This is a genomic window from Paenibacillus sp. F4, assembly GCF_002894905.1.
Lineage (GTDB): Bacteria > Bacillota > Bacilli > Paenibacillales > Paenibacillaceae > Paenibacillus > Paenibacillus polymyxa_B.
Genome location: NZ_POVS01000006.1, coordinates 266,031 through 287,350 on the forward strand (window position 1 = coordinate 266,031; position 21,320 = coordinate 287,350).

Sequence of the window (21,320 nt, forward strand, 5' to 3'; positions counted from 1 at the left end):
CCTATTTATAGAAGTAACCGACGGCATCCGCAATTGCCGGCTCTTTAAGTTCCAAATCTATGATTTCGTGATTTGCTGCTATGATATGAAGAACTTCAGCTACTTTAATCACATCTTTGTTAAAGCCAATAATCATTTTATTTTTATGTTTCTCCAGAATACGTAGGCGAGGATCGTCTATCACTACATCGTCTCCTGCAAATTCAACAATAACTTGGTGTCCTAAGCTATATTGGTTTTTAAAATGATTAATAGGGCCGTCATAGACAATTTCACCATGATGAATAGTAATAATTCGGTTGCAAATTTGCTCAATATCATCCATGTCATGTGTTGTTAAAATGACTGTGATTTGTTTTTCTTTATTAATTTTTCTAATAAAGGCTCTTATCTTCTGTTTAACTACAACATCCAGACCAATGGTAGGCTCATCCAAATAGAGAATGGCCGGATTGTGTAGCAAGGCTACTACAAGCTCAGCTCTCATACGTTGTCCTAAACTAAGCTGTCTGACGGGTGACCGTAAGAAAGACCCCATTTCCAACAACTCAATATAAAAGTTGACATTATATTTGAATTCAAGATCAGGGATTCTGTAAATTTTTTTATAAAGATCAAATGTCTCTTCCATCGGAAGATTCCAGTAGAGTTGAGATCTTTGTCCAAATACAACACCGATTTGTTTGGCATTTTCTTTCCGGTTTTCATAAGGAACTCTCCCATCTACGGTTACCACGCCGGATGAGGGTACCAGGATACCTGACAGCATTTTAATTGTTGTAGATTTTCCGGCTCCATTGGCCCCGATATACCCTACGATTTCTCCTTTTTGAATATTGAAGGAGATATCATTCACAGCTCTTCTAACCGTATATTTATTTTGAAACAAAGACTGTATAGATTTATAAAATCCTTTCTGTCTCTCATAAACTTTGAATTCTTTGGAAACACCATTGACTTCAATGATGTTTTTCATGCCTACTCCCCCATTCTAAGACCCAGTACTTTTATAGTTATTAATTCCCACTAACCAGAGAACATAAGCGATTGCAAAGAGGATGATGCCGAATACCGGTGATAAAAATTGAAATAAGGGATGAAAAATCAAAAAATCCTGTTTGTTTAAAAAAAACTGGGATGGATAAAAATTAATGAAAGCATACGGAAGAATAAAGGTCAGCAAAATTTGAATGAATGTTGGATAAATTGAAAGGGGATATCTAATGAAATTTTTGACCTGAAAAAATAATACGTCCTTCAAACTGCTGTTCTCGACCACCCAAAATGAAGGAATAGCGGTTAATAACAAAGCTGCCCCCTGGATTAAAGCCCCGCTCAGAATAACAACAATAAAGAAGAGAATATGGATTAAGGACATTGAAATATGCAGATTGAGCAGGGATATGGACATAGCGGCGATGGATAACAGCAAATGACTGACATAGCCAGAATTAAATTCTCTGCAAACGAGATACATGAAACTGTTTAGCGGCTTGGTCAGTACTTCATCAAAGGTACCGTCTTTGATCATTATGGAAAGCCTGGAACTTGGACTCGATAAAAAGAAGCTAGCCAGAGCGTAGGAGCATAGATTCAGAGCATATAACAGCAGAACTTCATACGAACTCCAGCCATTAATCTCATTAAATCTATCAATGATGATCCAGAGAAGAAAAAACTCTGCTCCATAAGAAGACAACTGGGCAATCAATCCAAGTGTAAAAGCCTTTTTATACTGGAGAATGCCGAGAATTTGAATCTTAATAAATTCAAAATACAAGGAAATATAACGCATGATCTACCCTCCATGTACGATCACCCTTTTTTGAACTTTATTCCATACGAATCTTTCAATACAAAAAAGAATACATACCCAAAACAATTGGGTTAATAGCAATAGTAAGGTTTGTGTCAAAGTGTATTTTCCTAAAAATATGGAAATAGGTTCAAAAAAGATAAACCGCAGCGGTAAATAACTGCAAATCTGAACTAACCAGTCAGGATAGTACCAAATAGGAATTGTGGAACCGGAAAAAAGTTCAAAAATTGCACCTACTATAAACGGAAAATACCATGAAGTTTCTAACCAAAATGCAAATAGACCAATGATGAATTTAATGAAAAACGAAATTAGGACGGCAAATACAAGACTGACTATAAATAGCATGAAGTTAAGAGGAGTTATGCTGATTTGTAGTCTATAAAAAAAAGAAAAGAACAAGAACGATGGGAAAAAGATAAAAAGTACCTGAAACATGTTGTTACCTGCATCTTCCGCAAACATATAATTTCTGAAGTGGATTGGCTTGGTAAAGTCGGTTATAATGGTTCCCTTATCAATTTTCTCACCAATTTTAGTTCCGGCTTCGGAGCGCGTGATATTAAAAATAAATGATGAAATAAGCACGTATATAATCATCTGACCAAGTGTTGCAGCCGATCCTGCAGAGGATTCTTTGAAAAGTGCAATCCATACACTGATTTGAATAAAAATCATAATGAATCCCGCTAACATAGAAGTAAAGAAATTGAACTTGTAAGCATACTTTTCTCTGAACGATAATTCGAAGAATTTTAGATAAAGGCTCAAAATCCCACCTCTTTCTTCATAACAATCAATGGAATTATACAGTTCACCTCGTTTCCTTGCTCATGCTTTTCAATGTATAGATTGAGTCCCAGTTTACTATCCTCTAAAAGGTAATGTCCTAGTTCATCGGGTGCGAGGAAGAACTCGGTTGATAAAGTTCTACTAGTTGTATGATAATTCAAGTTAACTTGTTTGCTTGTTCCACCAAACTTTTCAATATTTTTGATATTGCCTAATACGGTGATTTTAGCAGTTCCAAAATTAAAGTTTATAATATCTTTGTCATGAATTTGTTCAACATCTCGTAATTCTGCCCGTATATGCATCTTGTCATTCCACGTAATAGATACATGTACAGAGGGGATGTGATTACCGTTTTTTGATAGAAAATGTACAGGGGTTAAGGGTTCAATGTCTTTTTGTAAATCTAAATACAGTGTACGATTATTTGGCAATACTAGAGGCTGAGCCCCTAAATTAATTAAAGCGCTTTCAAATTTGGAGTCAAAAATGATGGAAGTCATTGGCTTAGGTATAACCCAACTGTGAAGATTCCAAAAAAGGATCTGTGGGAAATGCTTAACCGTTGTATTTACATCGGGAATTCCTATCTGATAGACCTTTTGAAGTAATGTATTCACAAATTCTACAGCATGAGAAGCATGAAATTTGGAGGAAAGCCTTAAGAATGTTTCTGCGTGAAAGGTAGGCTCCTGTAAAAGTAAATATACTTCAACCAAGTCAACCAGCTTGAAGTGAGGTATCACATCAACCCTTGTTATATAATCTCTGAACATAGATGAGCACAGTATAATTAAAGACATATTTACATTAGGGATGAGCACATGCTTAAACAGTTGAACAGAATTAAGGACAAGGTCATCATATGTGATCTCTCCGCTGAAAGACATGCCTTCTGTAGTGGTCATTATAGTATCAGGAGAGATACCATTAATATCTGTGGGATAAGACACCACTGGAACAAATTTGTGCAGATCAATCAAAATATTCTCTTTTTTTAATTCGGAAAGTTCATGGCCTGTCTCAGCCTTCGTTTCATGAAAGCCCTGGGAAAGTAACTCTTCTTTAAGCGCGTGTGGGTTACTGGATACCAAGTCTATATCTGACGTACCTCTTAGTAGGATTCTCCCATTTGTTAGGTGGTAATTAGCTAGTCCTTTGATAATTATTAAGGGTTGTTTCGAATATTGCTGCAGTTCTTCTAAGAATCCAATGGATATATTATAGTAGTCAGTTATTGATTGTATCTGATTTTCGAGCTGTGGAATTTCCTTATCTATTAATTTTCGAAAATAGGGTTGTAGCTTATGCTTTTGAATAGCTGGTAGTAACTGCTCGAAGTCAGTGACAGCGTTATCATTTTTGTGTACACTCTGAATAAGTTCGTGTAATAATCTTAACTCGTCCATAAGATCCTCCATTTTGGTGAATATATTAGTGTCTTGATAGTTATATCACTATTTTATATGGGTTGGGAATTCTAAACTACCCTACTAATTAGGATGAAATTCATGTGTAAATTAGACATATATTTCAAAAAATAATTATATTTTATATATTTTCACTTTGAGTAATGTAGCTTTTAAGGAACTGGAGTGGCCCATCTTAAATAGCCCTCTTTTATAATACGAGCAAACATGTTATACTACACACAATTATGAAGAAGGAGGTGAGGTAGGTGAATCACGAGATGCTGAACAACCGTATTAGCCAGCTGCCGATTGCTATGGCTGGCATTGTTCATGCTTTTCCATACAACGGGAGAAGTCTGTCCAATTTTAATCATACGGTTGTAAACATCGCGAGAAGACGCCTACCTTAACTCGAACGGATTGCTGTATCTTCCGAAGAGTCGCGGGGTTGCTCCTGCGGCTCTTTTTGTGTTACCCGGGTAAGGGTCTTCCTAAATAAAGGAGAGCCTGAACATGTATATAATAAACGGTCAACAATTGAAAAAATACCACGCTGCCAATCTGATTTTGGATGGTGCATCGTTTGATATTCATATAGGAGAAAAGGTGGGGCTCATCGGCCGCAACGGAAGCGGTAAAACCACCCTATTACGCCTAATCGCACGTTTGTCCCGCCCAGATGAAGGGCAGCTCGTCATTGCCAAGGATACGAAAATCGGCTATTTACCGCAAATTCCGGCGGAGTTTGAGAGCTTCACCGTGTACGAAACGCTGGCTTACGCCTATCGTGAGCTAAAGGATTGCCGCAATCAGATGAGCACACTGGAACGGGAAATGTCAGATCCGGTTGTGGTAGCGGATGCGGGTCATCTGGAGAAGCTGCTGCAATCGTATGCTACCTTGCAGGAACGGTTTGAACGCAACGGCGGCTATCAAATGGCTGCAAACATTGACCAGGTAGCGGATGGGCTGCGTATTCCCAAAGGCATGTATACGCGCAGCTTCGGCTCGCTGTCGGGTGGAGAGAAAACAAAAATAGCGCTGGCATCACAGCTCATCGGACGGCCAGATTTGTTGCTGCTGGATGAGCCGACCAACCATCTGGATTTGAAAGGGCTGGAATGGCTGGAGCAATTTTTGCAGGGCTACACAGGTGCGTGTGTGGTTGTATCTCATGATCGTTATTTTCTGGATCGGGTCGCCGTTAAAATGATTGAGCTCGAGGATGGCGAGGCGTTTACGTATTATACGAACTACAGCGGCTATGTTAAGGAAAAGGAAGAACGATTGCTACTGCAATTTGAAGATTATAAGGAACAGCAAAAGCGAATCAAAAAGATGAAAGAGGCCATTCGGCGCTTTGAAGAGTGGGGGCGCAATGGCGACAACGAAAAGTTTTTCAAAAAAGCAGCCTCCATTCGTAAGGCGTTGGAGCGCATGGAGCTGGTTAAGCGGCCTGTATTGGACCCGCAGGGGGCGGAATTTCACTTAAAGCTGGAGGATCGTTCCGGTCGCCGGGTGCTGCAGTTTGAAGAAATTGTTAAAGCCTATGGAGAGCGCCAGATATTAAACGGGGCAACGGGTAGTCTGGAATTCGGCGAAAAGGTGGCCTTGCTGGGTGATAACGGCTCAGGCAAAACGACGCTGCTCAAGCTGCTGCTTGGTCAGGAAAGCGCGGATGCAGGCACGGTACAGTGGGGTGCACGCGTGGAGTACGGATATCTGGCGCAGCAAGAGAGAGAACGGAATAGCCGGGCGACTGTGCTCGCTTACTTCAAGGAGGAAGCAGGGGTGGAAGAAGGCGAGGCACGCGGGTTGCTAGCGAAGTATTTATTTTACGGTGCCGATGTGTTTAAGCCCGTGAGCATGCTGTCCGGTGGCGAATGGTCCCGCTTGCGGCTGGCGTTGCTGGTCATGAAAAAGCCAAATTTGTTGGTGCTGGATGAGCCGACGAACCATCTGGACATTGACTCACGCGAGGCGCTGGAGGAAGCGTTAGACACCTACACGGGAACGGTGCTGGCGATTTCCCATGACCGCTATTTTGTGAATAAGCTGGCAGGGCGCGTGTGGGAGCTGGAGGCTGGAAAGCTGACCTTTTATCTGGGCAGCTTTGATGAGTACCGAGCGAAGAAGCGGGAGCTGGAAAACGCTCGTCTACAGAGCGAGGGGGATACCGGGACACGCCCGACATCTGCAAGCAGAGCCGCATCGGGTGGCGGCTCTGACTCGGGCACAGCTGTACATTCCAGTGCAGCGAGCAATGGCACGGGAGCGGCTGCGCATACGGGAGCGACTACGGAAGCCGATGCGAGCCGTGCACGCTCAGGTCGCTTGGGCTCGCCCGCTGCCGGGTCTGGGGCACGCGAAACGAAGGCCGCGAAGCCATCACGCACGCCCGCTGCATCCAGCGAGCGGTTGGAGCGGGCCATCGCCGCCAAAGAAGCAGAATTGGCGGCGGCGGATGCCGAGCTGGAGCTGCTCGGCACAAGCGACGACACGATCCACATGGTGGAGCTGTGGGATGCGCGTGAGCGGCTGCAAGCCGAGCTGGACATGTTGCTCGGCGAGTGGGTTGAGCTGGAGTAGGTGTAGGCTAGTAGTTACTGGATAGAAAACAGTTTATTTTATATAGAGGGTAGCCCTGAGGTAGAACGTTTACTGAAGGGCTACCTTTTTTGCAGTGTAAAGACAAAGATATCATCACAAAAATTAATGACCATTAATTAAGATAAATGGTATTGATGTATTATTGTTATTATATTTTACATATAAAGAAAGTTGTTTGCATTTCGCAACATATGATACTTTTTAAATTGAATAAATAATATTCTTCATTGTTAAATGAAGTTTATGTTATCCATCATGATCTTACATATCAAATGCACGCGTTGGAACTATGTTGTGATTTGTTATGGATGGAGGGAATAGTATGTCGGACTCCTTACTGGAGGTCAGTCAGGTAACGAAAAGAATGGGGAAAAGGTATTTGTTAGACTGTGTTTCCTTTAAGCTTCAGAAAGGGAAGATATATGGATTCATCGGACCTAATGGGGCTGGTAAAACCACAATGATGCGAATCATGACCGGATTAATGCAGCCAACCAGCGGTTCTGTAAAGATAGCTTCATATGATGTACAGACGGATCGGGAAAAGGCGCTGTCCGAGGTGGGGGCTGTTATTGAATCTCCGGTCTTTTTTGATTATATGACAGGCAGGCAGGTTTTGCGCAATTTGTCACGGTTACACTTTGAGATTGCGCCCTCAGATCGGGAGACACATATTGAAGATTTGCTTACAAAGGTGAGGCTGGAAACACGGGGGGATGACAAGGTGAAAACCTATTCGCTGGGAATGAAGCAAAGGCTAGGTATTGCGCAGTCCATGCTGGGTGCTCCGGAGCTCTTATTGCTGGATGAACCGTCCAATGGGCTTGATCCTATGGGAATGCGGGAGCTGAGAGATATTGTGCTTCAGCTACGTGATTCAGCGAATTACGCCTTTTTTATCTCCAGTCATCTGTTGGATGAACTGCAACAGATGTGTGACGAACTCATGGTCATCAAAGAGGGCAGGCTAGTTTGGCAGGGACCTGCTGATCAACTAGTAGAGGACGGTCAACGGCTAGAGGATGCTTTTATGGGATTGATGGGACTATGAAATCATTAATATACAGCGAGTTCGAGCGATTATGGAGACGAAAGTGGTTCTGGCTCATGGTGTTATGTACGCCGCTGCTAGCCTGTTCGACAGGAGTATATTTTTTGCGCATGATGAAGGTTCCTGTTGAGGTATTATCCTTAAACTTTGTCGTTACTGGCCTGCGTGAGAATTTGTTTTTAGTATGCAACATAGCTGTGGCTGCTTTAGCTGCTGCTGTATACACAGAGGAATTTCGAAGCGGGCAACTGCGGTTGTTATTTATGCGCCGATTTACCCGCGGGCAGATTTTCTGGAGTAAGCTGCTGGTTTTAAATGCTACTATTTTGTTTCTTCTCATTGTATTTGCAGTATCTTCGCAGGTGATCGTTGAAGTATGGACTCTTTCATATGATGTAAGTGATGCGGGGTTGTCCGGATCTCAAGGACTGCAGATGCTTAAATACTATGGTTGGGCGCTTGCCTCATTATTAGCAATATGCTCCTTCTATTGTTTCGTTGCTATGTATAGCAAAAGTGTAACGTATGCCATCGGTGTTTGTATGGTATACAATCTGGGCTCTCTGTTGTTTGATTCATTATATTTAAAATTGGCCTCTTTTGTTTCTCATATCCCATACCTATACAATGTGATCGCATTTATGATTATTCCATATATGCAGCATACAGGATTAGATAGATCCTTAATGGGGAATTCGTCTGTGAATGGGGCGATTATCACCGTTGTTAGTCTATATCTTATCTTGTTTACTTGGGGCGCATACCGCCGTTTTGTGACTGATGATTATCTGTATTAGGGCATCCGTAGCCTGAACATCATAAAAGTAAAAGAAAGATCCAACCGACCGTTTGAGGGTCAGTTGGATCTTTTTTAGCATGGGTTCCTCCTGATATCAGATTGTTGTAGCTATTGTTATAGTTGTAAGTTGACGTACATATGGATGGAAAATAAAAGATAATGGTTCATGCTGTAGCAGTATCGTTTCTTTTCCATAAGGGACGGGTATTAATTGTCTAGTCCCGCATAGATTGACATAGGGGAAAAGGAGGTATGAGCATGTGGAGTTGGGTCAAAAAGCTGTCTACACTGGCGGCGATCCTTTTGTTGGCTATTTTTGTAAGCGCATGCAACAAGGGCGATGCTTTGGGTAAGGTGAAAATTGAATTTTTTCAAAACAAGCCGGAGGCCAAGGGTTCATTCGATAAGCTAATCTCTCAATTCAATCAGGAACATCCCGGTATTGAAGTGACACAGGTCAACCCGCCAGAGGCAGAGACCGTGTTATTGACCCGGGTTGTCAAAAACGATGTACCTGACATTGTAGGGCTTGGGGCCACCGATACCTACTCCATTTTGGCACAAAGCGGTATTTTTACGGACCTAGCGAATACAGAATTGCCACGTACAATTGATCCGATTTACCTCAAAATGCTTAAGGATGTAACCGGGATCGATCCCGTGTATGGAATTCCTTATGCTGCGAATGCGAATGGTGTGATGTATAACAAAACGCTTTTCAAGGAAATGGGATTACAGGTGCCCAAAACGTGGGATGAGCTGATTGCAACGGCGCAAAAGATCAAGGCTGCTGGAAAAATTCCGTTCTATTTTACATATAAAGATGATTGGCAAACGAACCTCCCCTTTAATGCGCTGGGCCCGAATCTGGTGGGCATTGATTTTTTCCTGCAACGGCGTGAAAATCAGGTCACTTTTCAGGACAAGTACCGCGAGGTTGCGGAAAAGCAGCTGGAGCTACTGAAATACGGACATGGTGATAATTTTGGCAAAAACTATGCTGACGGTAACCGTGCCTTCGCTAACGGGCAGGGATTGATGTACATTCAGGGCTCGTGGGCCATATCTGAAATTCGCAAAGCCAACCCGAAAGTGGAGCTTGGGTTTTTCCCATTACCGACAGGGAATGACGAAAAGGCGGTAAAACTGGTGTCCGGTATAGATACGCTATTAGCCGTATCGGAGAGCACTCCGCATAAAAAGGAAGCCGAGGAGTTCATTGCCTTCTTATTGAAGCCGGAGAACAGCAAGCAGTACATTACAGAGCAAACGCTGTTTTCGGCGGTGAAGGGAGTTACGCAGGATGATCCGAGTGTGGCGGAGCTGTTGCCGTATTTTAAATCGGGCCGAGTCATTGATTTTGCCGATCACTATATTCCCAAAGCGGTCCAATTGAATTCTATTGTGCAGGCCTTCCTGCAAAACAGAGACATCGACGCCTATCTAGCCAAGCTCGACCGTGAATGGAATAAGGTAGCTAACCGCCGATAGGAGAGGAGGAGGAGACATGAATAAGCGATTAACGACTTTTTACTGGATGACGGTGCCGGCGGTGCTATTGTTTTTTGTATTTTTGACCTTGCCTGCCTTGCAGGGCTTTTATTATTCGCTTACGAACTGGAACGGCTTTGGTCATCAGTATCACTTTGTCGGGTTTAAGAACTATATTAATTTGTTTCAGGACGACAATGTGGGGAACGCATACTGGTTTACTTTCAAATTTGCGATTGTGGTTACCATTGCGACTAATATCCTTAGTTTGCTGATTGCACTAGGGCTGAATGCTAAAATACGGTTTCGTAACTTTTTCCGCGGTATTTATTTTCTGCCTAATATTTTGAGCGTGCTGATCGTGGGTTACATATTCAATTACTTGTTCTCGAACGTGTTTACGATTTGGGGGAAAAATTTAGGTATTACCTCATTGTCGACGAACATTTTGGGCAGCGAACAACTGGCTTGGGTGGGGGTTGTCATCGTAGCTGTATGGCAGGGGATTGCCTTTAATACGATTCTCTATCTGGCCGGGCTGCAAACCATTCCGACAAGTCTGTATGAGGCGTCCAATTTGGACGGTGCGGGTAAATGGCGCGAATTCTGGAGTATTACCTTTCCGTTAATTGCACCGTTTTTTACGATTAATATGGTATTGGCGATGAAAAATTCCCTGATGGTGTTCGATCAGATTGTGGCTTTGACGAATGGCGGGCCGGGACGAGCCACCCAGTCGATTTCCCACCTGATATACACCGGGGGATTTAGAGGCGGAGAATTTGCTTATCAGTCGGCTAACTCTGTTATTTACTTTATTGTGATCGCGATCATTTCCATCTTACAGCTGCGATTCCTCCAGAGAAGGGAGATGGATAACTGATGAAAACAAGCAGACGTACCAACTGGCCTGTGCTGCTTCTGGTAGCGTTGGGGACAATATTTATCCTGTTTCCCCTCTATATGACGGTAACGATAGCACTTAAAAATCCCGAACAGATGGCGCATTCCGCCTTTGCCTTTCCGACCGAGCTGCATTGGGAAAATTTTAGCCGTGCAGTAGAAATGACCAACTTCTTCAGCGCTTTTCAGAACAGTGTGATGGTCACGACATCGACGGTCATATTGACTTTGCTAACCAATTCGATGGTCGCTTATGCGATTGCGCGTAATATGCAGCGGCGCTTTTTTAAGGGGTTATATTTTTATTTTGTGAGCGCCATGTTTATACCGTTCCCGATCATCATGCTGCCGATTGTAAAACTGGCCTCGGGCCTTCATATGACTAATCTGTTGGGTCTCATTATGCTGCATACGGTGTATGGTTTGGCGTTTAATGTCTTCGTGTATGTCGGTTATATTCGCTCCATACCGGTGGCATTGGAAGAGGCAGCTACGGTAGATGGTGCGACGACATGGGGGACTTTTTGGCGCATTATATTCCCGCTGATGGCGCCGATTAGTGCTACGGTGGGGATTCTCACTTGTCTGTCCACCTATAACGACTTCCTGCTGCCGCTCATTATTATTAGCGATGCGGAGCAGTATACACTGCCGCTCGTTCAGTATGTGTTCCAGGGGCAGTTCAATACCGACTTTAATTTGGCCTTTGCCTCGTATCTAATGGCCTTGCTGCCGATGATTATTGTCTATTTGATTGCACAAAAATGGATTATCAATGGCGTTACGCAAGGTTCTGTGAAATAGGGAGGGAGTCAATCGTTTCAGGCAGACTGTGCCTTCCTAGGAAAATAAAAAGGGGTTCCCTATACCACGGTTCACACAGGTATAGAGGACCCTCTTTTTATAGCATTGCTATTTGGATGCTTCGCTGTTGCCTGTCATAGGCTGTAAGGGTACGGTTGTCTCTGCTTCCGGGTCGTCCGTTGTATAGTAGAACATATAAATGGAAGCTCCCTTCCCTTTGAAGTTCTTATAGACATCCACTGCCTTGTTATTGCCATCTCCGGTGAAATTGGCTGTGATCGGCTTGCCAATAATCCGTTCTTTACCCAGGCCAATATGCGTCTGGTTAATCCCTCCAAAGTGAGCGTTCTCGCTTTCGGTTTCTACGAATAAGTCTGATCCCTGTTTGTAGTAGGTCCACTTCACAGGATAGCCACCGATTTGCGTCGTTAGCGTCTGCTTTTGCTCAGAAATATCAGTTAAACGCTGTGGCGTTTTGTCGTCCGAATGGGTCGTAACCTTGTATTTGCCTGTAAAAGTAATGGGAGTGTCCTTGGTAATCACAAGATTGGACGGCCTTTCAAAACGGATTGTGTACAGATCGCGTTCCTGATTAGGTGAAGACCAACGGTTACCCTCTAACGTTGTGCTGTTCACAGAAAGAAAGTACTTTTGATAAGGTATCATGGCGAATTTCTCCTTGCTTCTGAGCGTGACACGGATTTGTGTAGGTGTGACAATCATTTGTTCTAGCAAAACATTCCGATTGCCTTTTTCCAGTGGGATATTCAGCACACTTTTAATCGTCCCGCTTTCCATCTTCTTCTTGCTTAGCTGCAGGTCAAATTTTATAGGTTCATTTATACTTTTCTCGGTTTGTGCATATTGAAGTTTGAAGGTAGTCTGTCCTTCCGGCATATCCGCTTTGGAAAAATATTGCTGTGCTGTATACTCCCCGTTATCACCGGGCTTGCCAAAAGCCCCTCCAGGCTGCGACATCACAGGCTCGTCGCCTTTGTAGGCAATAATTTGTGGATTGTCCCATCTCTTTGGTATGGACGAATCGAAGGTAATCGCTGAGGACAGCATCAGTTTGTCCTTACCTTGTTCGAATACCTGTACCTTCATATCTTGTAAGCCGCTACGATCCAGCTTGAACGTCTGTATTTGAGGCGACCGAATATCGAGCGGCAAATCCAGTTCCTGAACGCTGGTGAGCTCTATATGATCTATGGTCAGCTGCACGTTCTCTGTTTCTTGCTGCGGTGTCCAATCACTTTCAAAGTACCCGTTGTACCGCTGATTTGTCGGGTCCCATTGCTGGAAGTTATATTCCCCTGCACTGCTTTCCCCCGCAGCACTTTTTAGCGATACGCCTTTGACATTCCAAAACTCGTTCTCTGCTCGTTTTCCGACCTCCAAGCTGTACAGAATCACGGTCCGGTTCTCATCGACAATAGCGGTATGCAGCGTCAGCTTCACTCCGTCTCTGGTTACGGATTGCTCCAAGGGCTGTCCAAGGTCTTGATTTAGTGCCGTCTGAATGCCGCTTCTTCCGTGCAGCAGATTGTCCCAATTATAATGGATGGCGGCATAGACGGGAACGGCAACGAGAAGTGCACTAAGAGAGGCGGCGATAGCTATTTTGCGCCAATTTCTATGTCGGTGCGGAGTGAATGAATCGAAAGTGTCGGTTAGCGTAGGGGCAGTATGCCCTGTCTGTTCCATTCGGTTCCACATCTCATCGAAGTCAGGATAGGCCATTTCCGAATCATCATTTAACTTGCGCTTCAATGCCTTTTCTACGTTGTTCATAGTTCTCTCCTTCCATCTCGGGAATTTGTACCCCTGCATCCCGCAGTATTTGCTCCAATAACTTTAGTCCTTTGTGAGTCCTCGATTTGACGGTTCCCAGCGGAATTTCCAGCAGTTTTGATATTTCCGCCAGCGTGAAATCATGCATATAGCGGAGTGCCAGTACAGCGCGGATTTTGGCTGGAAGACGATTCATATAAACGGACCATTCCTCTGCCGATTCGCGTTCTTCCACCAGCCTGTCTACAGGCTTACCTTCCGCCCCGCTAAATAGATAGGGATTAGCCGATACCTTCAAATGCAGGCTTTTCTGGCGTTTAAGGTAATTCAGACAATGATTGACCGTAATTTTCATAATCCAGGCTTTTAGTTGTTCGATTTGTTCACGATTGCTGCGAAACAGGATGATAAACACTTCCTGCGTTAAATCCTCTGCATCCGATGCGTTATGTACCATGTAGTAGCAGGTTCGGTATACATCTCGTTGATACAAATCAAACAACTCTCGATTACTCTCCAATGATGTGCTCTCCTTTCTCGTGCAGTTTATCTATATAACAACTGAGGTCCTCAAAAGGTTCATTTGGTTGCGAAAAGTAAACCGTCTGCTTCAAATGTACCACACGAAAAAAAAGAAGCCTGTAAATCTCAAAATTGCAGATTTACAGGCTTCTCACATGTTCCTAAGCTAGACCCTATGGGATGACACTTCTTCACGCGAAAACACGTCAATGGATAGCTTGCGCACCTACTCCACTTAGTCAACCAGCCGTACTAGCGTTCTTCCTTGCGAGCGGGCTGCAAGGATGTCTTCGAGCGCGCTTGGCAGGTCAGCCAATCCGACTTCGCGCTCAACGAGCTGCTCCAGCTGTTCCGGCTTCCATTCGCTGCCGAGTCGCTTCCAGATCGCTACGCGGGTGTCGTATGGGCAGAAGACAGAGTCTATGCCCAGCAGACTTACGCCGCGCAAAATAAACGGCAGCACCGTCGTAGGCAGCTTGGTGCCTGCCGTCAGGCCGCTCACGGCAACGGAGCCGTTGTAGGAGATCTGGCTGAGCAGCGAAGCGAGCGGCTTTCCGCCTACAGGATCAACAGCCGCTTGCCAAAGCTGCTTGCCCAGCGGGCGGATGCTCTCCGCACCGTCATAGACATCCTCGCGGGAAATAACCTCGGCTGCTCCAAGCGCCTTGAGGTAATCATGCGCATCGGCCTTGCCACTGCTGGCTACGACATGGTAGCCCCTCTTGTTCAGCAAGGCAATGGCTGCCCCGCCTACGCCGCCCGTCGCTCCGGTGACGAGTACCTTGCCTTGCTCCGGAGTAACGCCGTTTTGTTCCAGCCGATATAACGACAGGGCTGCGGTGAATCCGGCTGTCCCGAAAATCATTGCCTCTCTCGGCGTGAGTCCGTCTGGAAGTGGAACCACCCAGTCCGCAGGCACGCGTGCATATTGGCTGAATCCTCCGAATTGAGACACACCCAGCCCGTATCCGGTAACGAGCACTGCTTGTCCTTCGCTAAAGCGGCTATCCTCCGAAGAGACGACGGTTCCCGAGCAATCTATGCCTGGTACGAACGGATAGGATTTGACAATATTGCCATCCTTGCGGGCGGCAAGCCCATCTTTATAATTGATGCTGGAATAAGCGACACGAATCAATACTTCTCCAGCAGGTAAACTGCTAGCTTCCAGAGAACGTACCTCTGCTTGAACTTCACCGTCCTGCGTCTGATCGACGACAAGAGCTTGAAATGATTGAGTCATCTGTAAAAGCCTCCTTTATTACCTTTTAACCCTATGAATGTCCTATATATTCCATCTTTAATTCACAAATTATGCTTAGGAAGCATACAACAATCTGCACAACCTGTCAGCGGCAATGCTCACAGGCTCGTATTCTATTATACTCTTTAGCTCATAATTACGTCGAAAAGGCCAGATTTCTGGTATATTCTTTCAATATCCTGTTTCAATAAAGTTCGATAATCAATTATAAAGAGGTGATAAATGAATTCTTACGCATTTTGCAAATCATTTTACGTAAACGGGATGTATTTTCAGAATGACTGTGCTAACATACCTTTTGATCGTTAAATAAATCTATGAAGAAAGGTGAATGAATGACAACCAGAGCACTAAAAAAAGGTTCGGTATTGTCCGAAGCTAAGGAACTGAATTTGTTCCGTTTAACATGGCCTATTTTCCTTGAATTGTTTCTGTTTATGCTAATGGGGAGCGTCGACACGTTCATGATCAGTTCTGTATCTGATAATGCAGTGTCGGGTGTGGGCGCGTCCAATCAAATTATTTCAATTGCCATCCTTGTACTGGAGGTTATCGGCAACGGCGCTGCTATCGTCGTAGCTCAATATATCGGTTCTAAGAAACTAGTCGAAGCGGCCCAGGTTACAGGTACGGCCATTACGTTGAATTTGATGGTAGGTCTTTTACTTAGCGTAATTTTTCTTGTATTTGGTACGCACATGTTGCAATGGCTGAATGTCCAGGGTGAGATTCTAGCTTACGCGGAGTCGTATATGAGCATCGTCGGGGGTGCCATTTTCCTTCAGGCATTGATTAATGCGCTGGCGGCGACCATTCGTACACATGGTTTTACCAAAGAAACGATGTATGTATCGGTTTTTATGAACGTGATCCACGTGGTCGGCAACTATGTTTTGATTTTTGGGCATTGGGGAATGCCTGCACTTGGAGTAGAGGGTGCTGCTATTTCTACAGTAGGTAGCCGCTTTATTTGTCTCTTGATCTTCTTCTGGCTGATGTACCGGGTCACTGAGGTTCGTGTCGAGTGGAAATATTACGTCCAATTGTCCAAAAAGTTTATCTCTAAAATATTGCGCATTGGTGTACCATCCGCGCTGGAGTCCATTATGTATCAGTCGTGTCAGCTCATCTTCACACTGTACGTGACTTATCTGGGCGCAGAAGCAATGGCGACACGTCAATATGCGAATAATATTTCAAGCTATATTTACTTGTTCAGTATGGCAGTCGGTATGGGTACGGCTATTGTGGTAGGAAGGCTCGTGGGAGCCAGACAGAAGGATACTGCCTATAAACGTGTACTGACCAGTGTGAAATGGGCGTTGCTCGTGACCGTGATTATTGATGCGGTGGTCATCTTTTTCCGTGTTCCCTTGCTTGGTTTGTTCACGGAAAACCCTGAAATTATTCGTTTGGGAGCGCAGGTCATTTTACTTAGCATTCTGCTAGAAACTGGTCGAACAACGAATATCGTCATTATTAACTCGTTGCGTGCTGCTGGAGATGCCAAGTTCCCGGTCTTTATGGGTCTGATCTCCATGGTCTGTATGAGCTTGCCGCTTGGTTATCTGCTTGTGTTCAAGCTGGACATGGGGCTCGCCGGCGTGTGGCTGGCGATTGCTGCTGATGAATGGACTCGTGCTGTCATCATGTATGCCCGCTGGAAAAGCCGTTTATGGGAAAAGCATGCGCTGGTCGAGCACGATACACCAGATCAGTCTGCAACGCCCGTTCCGGCACATTGATGTCGAGCAGCATTTAGGGCCAGTTGGAGCCTAGCTTTTCGATAGAGTTGTGTATGCGGAGGCAGTTCAAGAGAACATCTTGAGCTGCCTCTTTTTGCTGCTGGAGAACCATACTTCTACACGGTGGCACGATAGGCAACTTTGAAGTTCGACTTATATCATAATGGCATTCATAAATAGAAGTATGGTAAATTTACTAAAAAAAAGATATACTTTTGTTGCACTAACGCAGTACATGAAAGACAAGGAGTGTACCGATGAAGAAGCCGACGATCGAAGATGTTGCCCAGAAGGCAGGAGTGTCTAAAAGCACTGTCTCGCAATTTCTGAACAAACGATATAAATATATGAGCGACCAGACCAGAGACCGGATTGCCGAGGTTATTCAAGAGCTGAACTATCAGCCTAACGGGCTGGCCCGCAGCTTGAAGCAAAACCGGACGTTTATGGTGGGGGTCATTGTAGCCAACATTGACTATACCCTTTCGATCCAGTCTATCCGTGCGATTGAGGAGGAATTGCAGCGTTTTGGCATTCAGGTGATCATTTGCAACGCCGATGAAAACCCGGACAAGGAGGGCCAGTATATTGAGATGCTCAAGGCTCGGCAGGTGGACGGCCTGATCATCTTCCCGACAGGCAAGCATGCAGATATTTACAACCAGCTCATTCGTGAAAAGTATCCGTTAGTGTTTTTGGACCGTTTGGTAGACGGGGTAAATACGCGCAGCCTGCTACTGGATAACGAAATGGCGATTAAGCTGGCGATTCAGGAACTTGTGGCTCACAAACATGAGCGAATTGCGCTGATTACTTTGCCCCTTGGCTTGAATCGGATTACTCCACGAGTGGAGCGGCTCAGCGGATACAAAAAGGCGCTGGAGGAGCATGGCTTGCCATTTCGAGAAGAGTATATGCGCAGTGTGCCGAGAGAAGAAATCCAGCAGACGCTGAAGGAATTGTTCCAAATGCCAGAGCCGCCGACTGCGCTGTTGGCCGGGAATGATATTGTGCTAGCAGAGGCGCTGAAATATGTGAATGCCCGCCGTATACGCATTCCGGTGGAATTGTCTATTATCGGGATTGACGATGCGGAGTTTGCCCATATTTACAATCCGCCGATTACGACCATTACACAACCGATTGCGGATATGGGGAAGCAAGCGGCAAAGACACTGCTGTCCAGCATTGAGGAAGGCGGCGAATCGGTTCCGATTATTTACCGATTTGTGCCGGACATCAATCGGGGAGAATCAGTTAAAACGTTGTAGACGAGCATCGTGTCATATATTAAAAATAGCCCGTATTCCTTTGTACAACCTGAGCTTGCGTATGCTACTCAGGTCACACAAATGCGAATATGGGCTATTGAAGGTTAAGGCCGACTTCTTTCGGCCTTGTTGAGCTTGCGCTAATAAGCGATGAAGGCTATGCGGGGAATGGAACCGAATTAATTCGTGCTGGCACTGAGCAAAAAGGATTCCAGCTCGGCTCGTGTCGGATAGCCGTCCATATCTCCAGCTGACATGACAGCCAGTGCGCCGAGGGCATTACCGCGTTTGACTGCTTCTGCCAGGGGCAAGCCCTCCAGTAGCGCGCTGATAACGCCTGCGGCAAATCCGTCACCCGCGCCGACGGTATCAACGACATGCTCTACGCGGAAGCGTTTGACGTATCCCTCAGCATCTGCGGATTTGTAATATGCGCCTTCGGTTCCCAGCTTGATGATGACCAGCGAGGTACCTCGGTCAAGATAGAAGGAAGCGATATCCTCTGGTGAGGTGTATCCTGTCAATATTTTACCTTCATGAATGCCCGGCAGAAGCCAGTCGCACCCCTCAGATGCCTCGTTAATCGCCTCCACCATCGTTTGCGTGTCAGGCCATAATTTCGGTCTGAGGTTCGGATCAAAGGATACGGTTTTGCCAGCCTTTTTCATAAATTGCCGCGCATGACGTGCAAAATCACGGCACTCAGGGGAGAGGGCGACAGAAATACCTGTAAAATGCAGATGGCGAGCTCCGGAAAAGTAAGCCTCGTTAAAATCAGTGATGCTTAATGTAGAAGCGGCGGAATGTTTGCGGAAATATTCCACCTCGGGGTCCCCACTTGTAACTTTGGATTTAATCAGCATTCCGGTAGAGTGGTCTTTGGTAAACATGACGTTCTGTGTGTCGATCCCTTCCTCACGTAGCGCACTGGCAATGAACTTGCCGAACGTATCCTCGCCGAGTTTGGTCACGAGTCCCGCCCGTAGCCCCAAACGCGCCAAACCAGCTGAAACATTCGTCTCTGCCCCGGCTAACGCTTTGGTGAATGAACGCACCTCATCCAGAGAGCCTGCTTCATTGGCATAAAACATGGCCATCGGTTCTCCGAAGGTAACAGCATCCAATGTTGCGGTCATTTGTATTCCTCCTTATGTTTAGTAAACTTAATCTGTAAGCGCATGCACCAACTGAATAAATTGAAATTATCACATAAATCGGTTTTTCACAATGATGAAGTTGATATATTTGCTAAAAAGTTTTTGGGTAATATAGATAAAAAAATACGATTTTGTTTATCAGAAGGTAAAAAGTGTGTAAAAGTTCGTGAATATTAAGGGTTTTTCTAGGAATAGTGAAGTTTTGGGTTGACACCCTCTTAGATAATTATTACAATTCTAGCTAAGAAGTAGAGTTAGAAACCGCTTTTATAACAATTCCGTTGATAAAAAAGTTTATCTAAACAGGAGGAATGTTTTTATGGAAATGCGTTATTCAACTCATCCCGAACATGCCAAGCATTTTACGACTGAAGAGTTGCGTCAGCACTATTTGATCCAGGAGCTGTTTGTGCCTGAGGAGGTAAAGCTGGTCTATACGCATGAAGATCGTGTCATTATCGGGGGCATTTATCCCGTGAATAAATCTGTTGCACTGGAAGGTAACGATCAAATCAAAGCGGAAACTTTCCTGGAGCGCCGCGAACTGGGCATTTTTAATGTCGGCGGCAGCGGTACCGTCAAGGTGGACGGTGATACTTACGAGCTGGCCACAAAAGACTGTCTCTATGTAGGCAGAGGGGGCAAGGAGTTGATCTTTGAAAGCGATTCCAGTGAAAAGCCTGCAAAATTTTATATCGTTTCGGCCCTGGCTCATACCACGTATCCGACGACGAAGCAGTCTTTTGCCGATGTACCGTCTGAAAGTCTGGGTTCACAGGAAACAGCTAACAACCGTACGTTGCGTCGCTTTATCCATGATGAAGGCATTCAAAGTTGCCAATTGGTTATGGGGATGACGACGTTGGAGAACGGCAGTGTGTGGAACTCCATGCCGACACATGTTCATGACCGTCGTATGGAAGTGTATTTCTACTTTGAACTGGATGAGAATGCGAGAATGTTCCACCTGATGGGTGAACCGAACGAAACGCGCCATCTGGTGATGAAGAATGATGAAGCCGTTATTTCTCCACCTTGGTCTATCCACTGCGGTGCGGCTACGGGCAGCTATACCTTCATTTGGGGCATGGCCGGTGAAAATAAAACATACAAAGACATGGATCAGGTTGCCATGAGCGAGTTGCGTTAATCCGATCAGTGTGTTGGAGCGTATACCTGCAAGCGGCTGAGGGTACATGGTCATCCCATTCGTGGAAAGGATCAGGAACATGACGAAAAAGAAAGTTTTGGAACATATCACTTCAGTAGGTGTCGTCGCAGTCATTCGAGGAAACACGGCGGAGGAAGCATATCTAATGTCTAAAGCCTGCATTGAAGGCGGCTTGGATAATATTGAGCTTACATTTACGACGCCGGATGCGGATCAGGTCATTCGAAGATTGAGAGACGAATTTAAGGATCGGGCAGTGATTGGTGCAGGAACGGTACTGGAGTCACTGACGGCAAGAATTGCTATTCTAGCCGGAGCAGAGTTTGTCGTGAGTCCTTCTTTTGAAGAAGAAACAGCGAAGCTATGCAATTTGTACGCGATTCCTTATATGCCCGGCTGTATGACGCTGAATGAGATCAAGGAAGCCATGAAATTGGGTAGCGATGTCGTGAAGTTGTTCCCAGGAAGTGCAATGGGGGCGGACTTTGTTAAGGCCGTCAGAGGTCCAATGCCTCATGTACAGATTATGCCAACTGGTGGCGTTGATCTGGACAATATGGAAACCTGGCTGCGTAACGGATGTGTAGCCGTGGGAATTGGGGGTAATTTGACGGCTCCAGCCAAGGAAGGTCGCTACGACTTGATCACAGAAAATGCAGCACGTTATGTAGCTAAATATAAGGAAGTACGCGCAGCGCTGTAGGCTTCAGGAATT

19 protein-coding genes are annotated in these 21,320 nt (G+C 45.1%); 11 read left to right on the plus strand and 8 right to left on the minus strand.

Going from position 1 to position 21,320, the window contains the following annotated elements; genetic code table 11:
- Window position 1 precedes the first annotated feature (1 nt).
- The 4 genes from C1T21_RS03720 to C1T21_RS03735 form a co-directional block, all read right to left on the minus strand.
- The gene (locus C1T21_RS03720; RefSeq protein ID WP_103047264.1) at window positions 2–976 is read right to left on the minus strand and encodes an ABC transporter ATP-binding protein; all 975 of its coding nucleotides are present in this window, start codon (window positions 974–976) and stop codon (window positions 2–4) included.
- Window positions 977–991: 15 nt separating this feature from the next.
- Complete coding sequence (locus C1T21_RS03725) at window positions 992–1,780, minus strand: ABC transporter permease (protein WP_180984545.1); 789 nt, start codon at window positions 1,778–1,780, stop codon at window positions 992–994.
- Between the two features lie 18 nt (window positions 1,781–1,798).
- Window positions 1,799–2,497, minus strand: coding sequence for an ABC transporter permease (locus tag C1T21_RS03730; RefSeq protein WP_180984546.1), 699 nt, complete (start codon window positions 2,495–2,497; stop codon window positions 1,799–1,801).
- A gap of 89 nt (window positions 2,498–2,586) precedes the next feature.
- Complete coding sequence (locus C1T21_RS03735; protein WP_103047267.1) at window positions 2,587–4,020, minus strand: hypothetical protein; 1,434 nt, start codon at window positions 4,018–4,020, stop codon at window positions 2,587–2,589.
- A 269-nt stretch (window positions 4,021–4,289) separates the two neighbouring features.
- On the opposite strand from C1T21_RS03735, the gene C1T21_RS27215 reads away from it, so the two are divergent.
- The 7 genes from C1T21_RS27215 (at window position 4,290) to C1T21_RS03765 (ending at window position 11,681) form a co-directional block, all read left to right on the plus strand.
- On the plus strand, window positions 4,290–4,433 hold the full coding sequence (locus tag C1T21_RS27215; protein WP_016822706.1) for an RAxF-45 family protein: 144 nt from the start codon (window positions 4,290–4,292) through the stop codon (window positions 4,431–4,433).
- Window positions 4,434–4,536: 103 nt separating this feature from the next.
- Window positions 4,537–6,612: a ribosomal protection-like ABC-F family protein gene (abc-f, locus tag C1T21_RS03740; RefSeq protein ID WP_103047268.1), complete on the plus strand. Its 2,076-nt coding sequence runs from the start codon at window positions 4,537–4,539 to the stop codon at window positions 6,610–6,612.
- Between the two features lie 343 nt (window positions 6,613–6,955).
- Complete coding sequence (locus C1T21_RS03745) at window positions 6,956–7,684, plus strand: ABC transporter ATP-binding protein (protein WP_103047269.1); 729 nt, start codon at window positions 6,956–6,958, stop codon at window positions 7,682–7,684.
- Window positions 7,681–8,481 carry an ABC transporter permease gene (locus tag C1T21_RS03750; RefSeq protein WP_103047270.1) on the plus strand — a complete coding sequence of 267 codons (801 nt, stop codon included), beginning with the start codon at window positions 7,681–7,683 and terminating at the stop codon, window positions 8,479–8,481. Before C1T21_RS03745 ends, C1T21_RS03750 begins: the two co-directional genes overlap by 4 nt.
- 260 nt (window positions 8,482–8,741) lie before the next feature.
- A complete protein-coding gene (locus C1T21_RS03755) occupies window positions 8,742–9,974 on the plus strand; it encodes an ABC transporter substrate-binding protein (protein WP_103047271.1) in 1,233 nt (410 codons plus the stop codon).
- Between the two features lie 16 nt (window positions 9,975–9,990).
- The gene (locus C1T21_RS03760) at window positions 9,991–10,857 is read left to right on the plus strand and encodes a carbohydrate ABC transporter permease (RefSeq protein WP_103047272.1); all 867 of its coding nucleotides are present in this window, start codon (window positions 9,991–9,993) and stop codon (window positions 10,855–10,857) included.
- Window positions 10,857–11,681, plus strand: a complete 825-nt coding sequence (locus C1T21_RS03765) for a carbohydrate ABC transporter permease (RefSeq protein ID WP_023990874.1) — start codon at window positions 10,857–10,859, stop codon at window positions 11,679–11,681. Before C1T21_RS03760 ends, C1T21_RS03765 begins: the two co-directional genes overlap by 1 nt.
- Window positions 11,682–11,789: 108 nt before the next feature.
- Here C1T21_RS03765 and C1T21_RS03770 read toward each other — a convergent pair whose 3' ends face one another.
- The 3 genes from C1T21_RS03770 to C1T21_RS03780 all read right to left on the minus strand — a co-directional run bounded on the left by C1T21_RS03770 (window position 11,790) and on the right by C1T21_RS03780 (window position 15,240).
- The gene (locus C1T21_RS03770; protein ID WP_103047273.1) at window positions 11,790–13,475 is read right to left on the minus strand and encodes a DUF4179 domain-containing protein; all 1,686 of its coding nucleotides are present in this window, start codon (window positions 13,473–13,475) and stop codon (window positions 11,790–11,792) included.
- The gene (locus C1T21_RS03775; protein ID WP_103047274.1) at window positions 13,435–13,995 is read right to left on the minus strand and encodes an RNA polymerase sigma factor; all 561 of its coding nucleotides are present in this window, start codon (window positions 13,993–13,995) and stop codon (window positions 13,435–13,437) included. The genes C1T21_RS03770 and C1T21_RS03775 overlap by 41 nt, the downstream gene beginning before the upstream one ends.
- Before the next feature lie 237 nt (window positions 13,996–14,232).
- Window positions 14,233–15,240 (minus strand): acrylyl-CoA reductase family protein, encoded by a 1,008-nt coding sequence (locus C1T21_RS03780; protein WP_103047275.1) that lies wholly within the window; start codon window positions 15,238–15,240, stop codon window positions 14,233–14,235.
- 356 nt (window positions 15,241–15,596) lie between these two features.
- Here C1T21_RS03780 and C1T21_RS03785 point away from each other — a divergent pair, with 356 nt between their 5' ends.
- Both C1T21_RS03785 and C1T21_RS03790 read left to right on the plus strand, forming a co-directional pair.
- Entirely contained in the window at window positions 15,597–17,006 is a 1,410-nt protein-coding gene (locus C1T21_RS03785; RefSeq protein WP_023990870.1) for an MATE family efflux transporter, read from the plus strand.
- A 257-nt stretch (window positions 17,007–17,263) separates the two neighbouring features.
- Window positions 17,264–18,277, plus strand: a complete 1,014-nt coding sequence (locus C1T21_RS03790; protein WP_103047276.1) for a LacI family DNA-binding transcriptional regulator — start codon at window positions 17,264–17,266, stop codon at window positions 18,275–18,277.
- Window positions 18,278–18,456: 179 nt separating this feature from the next.
- On the opposite strand, the gene C1T21_RS03795 is transcribed toward C1T21_RS03790, so the two are convergent.
- Complete coding sequence (locus tag C1T21_RS03795) at window positions 18,457–19,413, minus strand: sugar kinase (protein WP_103047277.1); 957 nt, start codon at window positions 19,411–19,413, stop codon at window positions 18,457–18,459.
- Between the two features lie 340 nt (window positions 19,414–19,753).
- Between C1T21_RS03795 and kduI the strand changes: the two genes are divergently transcribed.
- Both kduI and C1T21_RS03805 read left to right on the plus strand, forming a co-directional pair.
- Window positions 19,754–20,584, plus strand: a complete 831-nt coding sequence (gene kduI / locus C1T21_RS03800; RefSeq protein WP_103047278.1) for a 5-dehydro-4-deoxy-D-glucuronate isomerase — start codon at window positions 19,754–19,756, stop codon at window positions 20,582–20,584.
- Window positions 20,585–20,663: 79 nt separating this feature from the next.
- Entirely contained in the window at window positions 20,664–21,308 is a 645-nt protein-coding gene (locus C1T21_RS03805; RefSeq protein WP_025683172.1) for a bifunctional 2-keto-4-hydroxyglutarate aldolase/2-keto-3-deoxy-6-phosphogluconate aldolase, read from the plus strand.
- The last annotated feature ends 12 nt before the right edge of the window (window positions 21,309–21,320 follow it).

What these genes read in the sequence shown, in the direction of transcription:
- C1T21_RS03720 (WP_103047264.1), bottom strand. Translation starts at nt 976, where the DNA reads ATGAAAAACATCATTGAAGTCAATGGTGTTTCCAAAGAATTCAAAGTT.
- C1T21_RS03730 (WP_180984546.1), bottom strand. Translation starts at nt 2,497, where the DNA reads ATGATTTTTATTCAAATCAGTGTATGGATTGCACTTTTCAAAGAATCC.
- C1T21_RS03735 (WP_103047267.1), bottom strand. Translation starts at nt 4,020, where the DNA reads ATGGACGAGTTAAGATTATTACACGAACTTATTCAGAGTGTACACAAA.
- abc-f (WP_103047268.1), top strand. Translation starts at nt 4,537, where the DNA reads ATGTATATAATAAACGGTCAACAATTGAAAAAATACCACGCTGCCAAT.
- C1T21_RS03745 (WP_103047269.1), top strand. Translation starts at nt 6,956, where the DNA reads ATGTCGGACTCCTTACTGGAGGTCAGTCAGGTAACGAAAAGAATGGGG.
- C1T21_RS03750 (WP_103047270.1), top strand. Translation starts at nt 7,681, where the DNA reads ATGAAATCATTAATATACAGCGAGTTCGAGCGATTATGGAGACGAAAG.
- C1T21_RS03755 (WP_103047271.1), top strand. Translation starts at nt 8,742, where the DNA reads ATGTGGAGTTGGGTCAAAAAGCTGTCTACACTGGCGGCGATCCTTTTG.
- C1T21_RS03760 (WP_103047272.1), top strand. Translation starts at nt 9,991, where the DNA reads ATGAATAAGCGATTAACGACTTTTTACTGGATGACGGTGCCGGCGGTG.
- C1T21_RS03765 (WP_023990874.1), top strand. Translation starts at nt 10,857, where the DNA reads ATGAAAACAAGCAGACGTACCAACTGGCCTGTGCTGCTTCTGGTAGCG.
- C1T21_RS03770 (WP_103047273.1), bottom strand. Translation starts at nt 13,475, where the DNA reads ATGAACAACGTAGAAAAGGCATTGAAGCGCAAGTTAAATGATGATTCG.
- C1T21_RS03780 (WP_103047275.1), bottom strand. Translation starts at nt 15,240, where the DNA reads ATGACTCAATCATTTCAAGCTCTTGTCGTCGATCAGACGCAGGACGGT.
- C1T21_RS03785 (WP_023990870.1), top strand. Translation starts at nt 15,597, where the DNA reads ATGACAACCAGAGCACTAAAAAAAGGTTCGGTATTGTCCGAAGCTAAG.
- C1T21_RS03790 (WP_103047276.1), top strand. Translation starts at nt 17,264, where the DNA reads ATGAAGAAGCCGACGATCGAAGATGTTGCCCAGAAGGCAGGAGTGTCT.
- C1T21_RS03795 (WP_103047277.1), bottom strand. Translation starts at nt 19,413, where the DNA reads ATGACCGCAACATTGGATGCTGTTACCTTCGGAGAACCGATGGCCATG.
- kduI (WP_103047278.1), top strand. Translation starts at nt 19,754, where the DNA reads ATGGAAATGCGTTATTCAACTCATCCCGAACATGCCAAGCATTTTACG.
- C1T21_RS03805 (WP_025683172.1), top strand. Translation starts at nt 20,664, where the DNA reads ATGACGAAAAAGAAAGTTTTGGAACATATCACTTCAGTAGGTGTCGTC.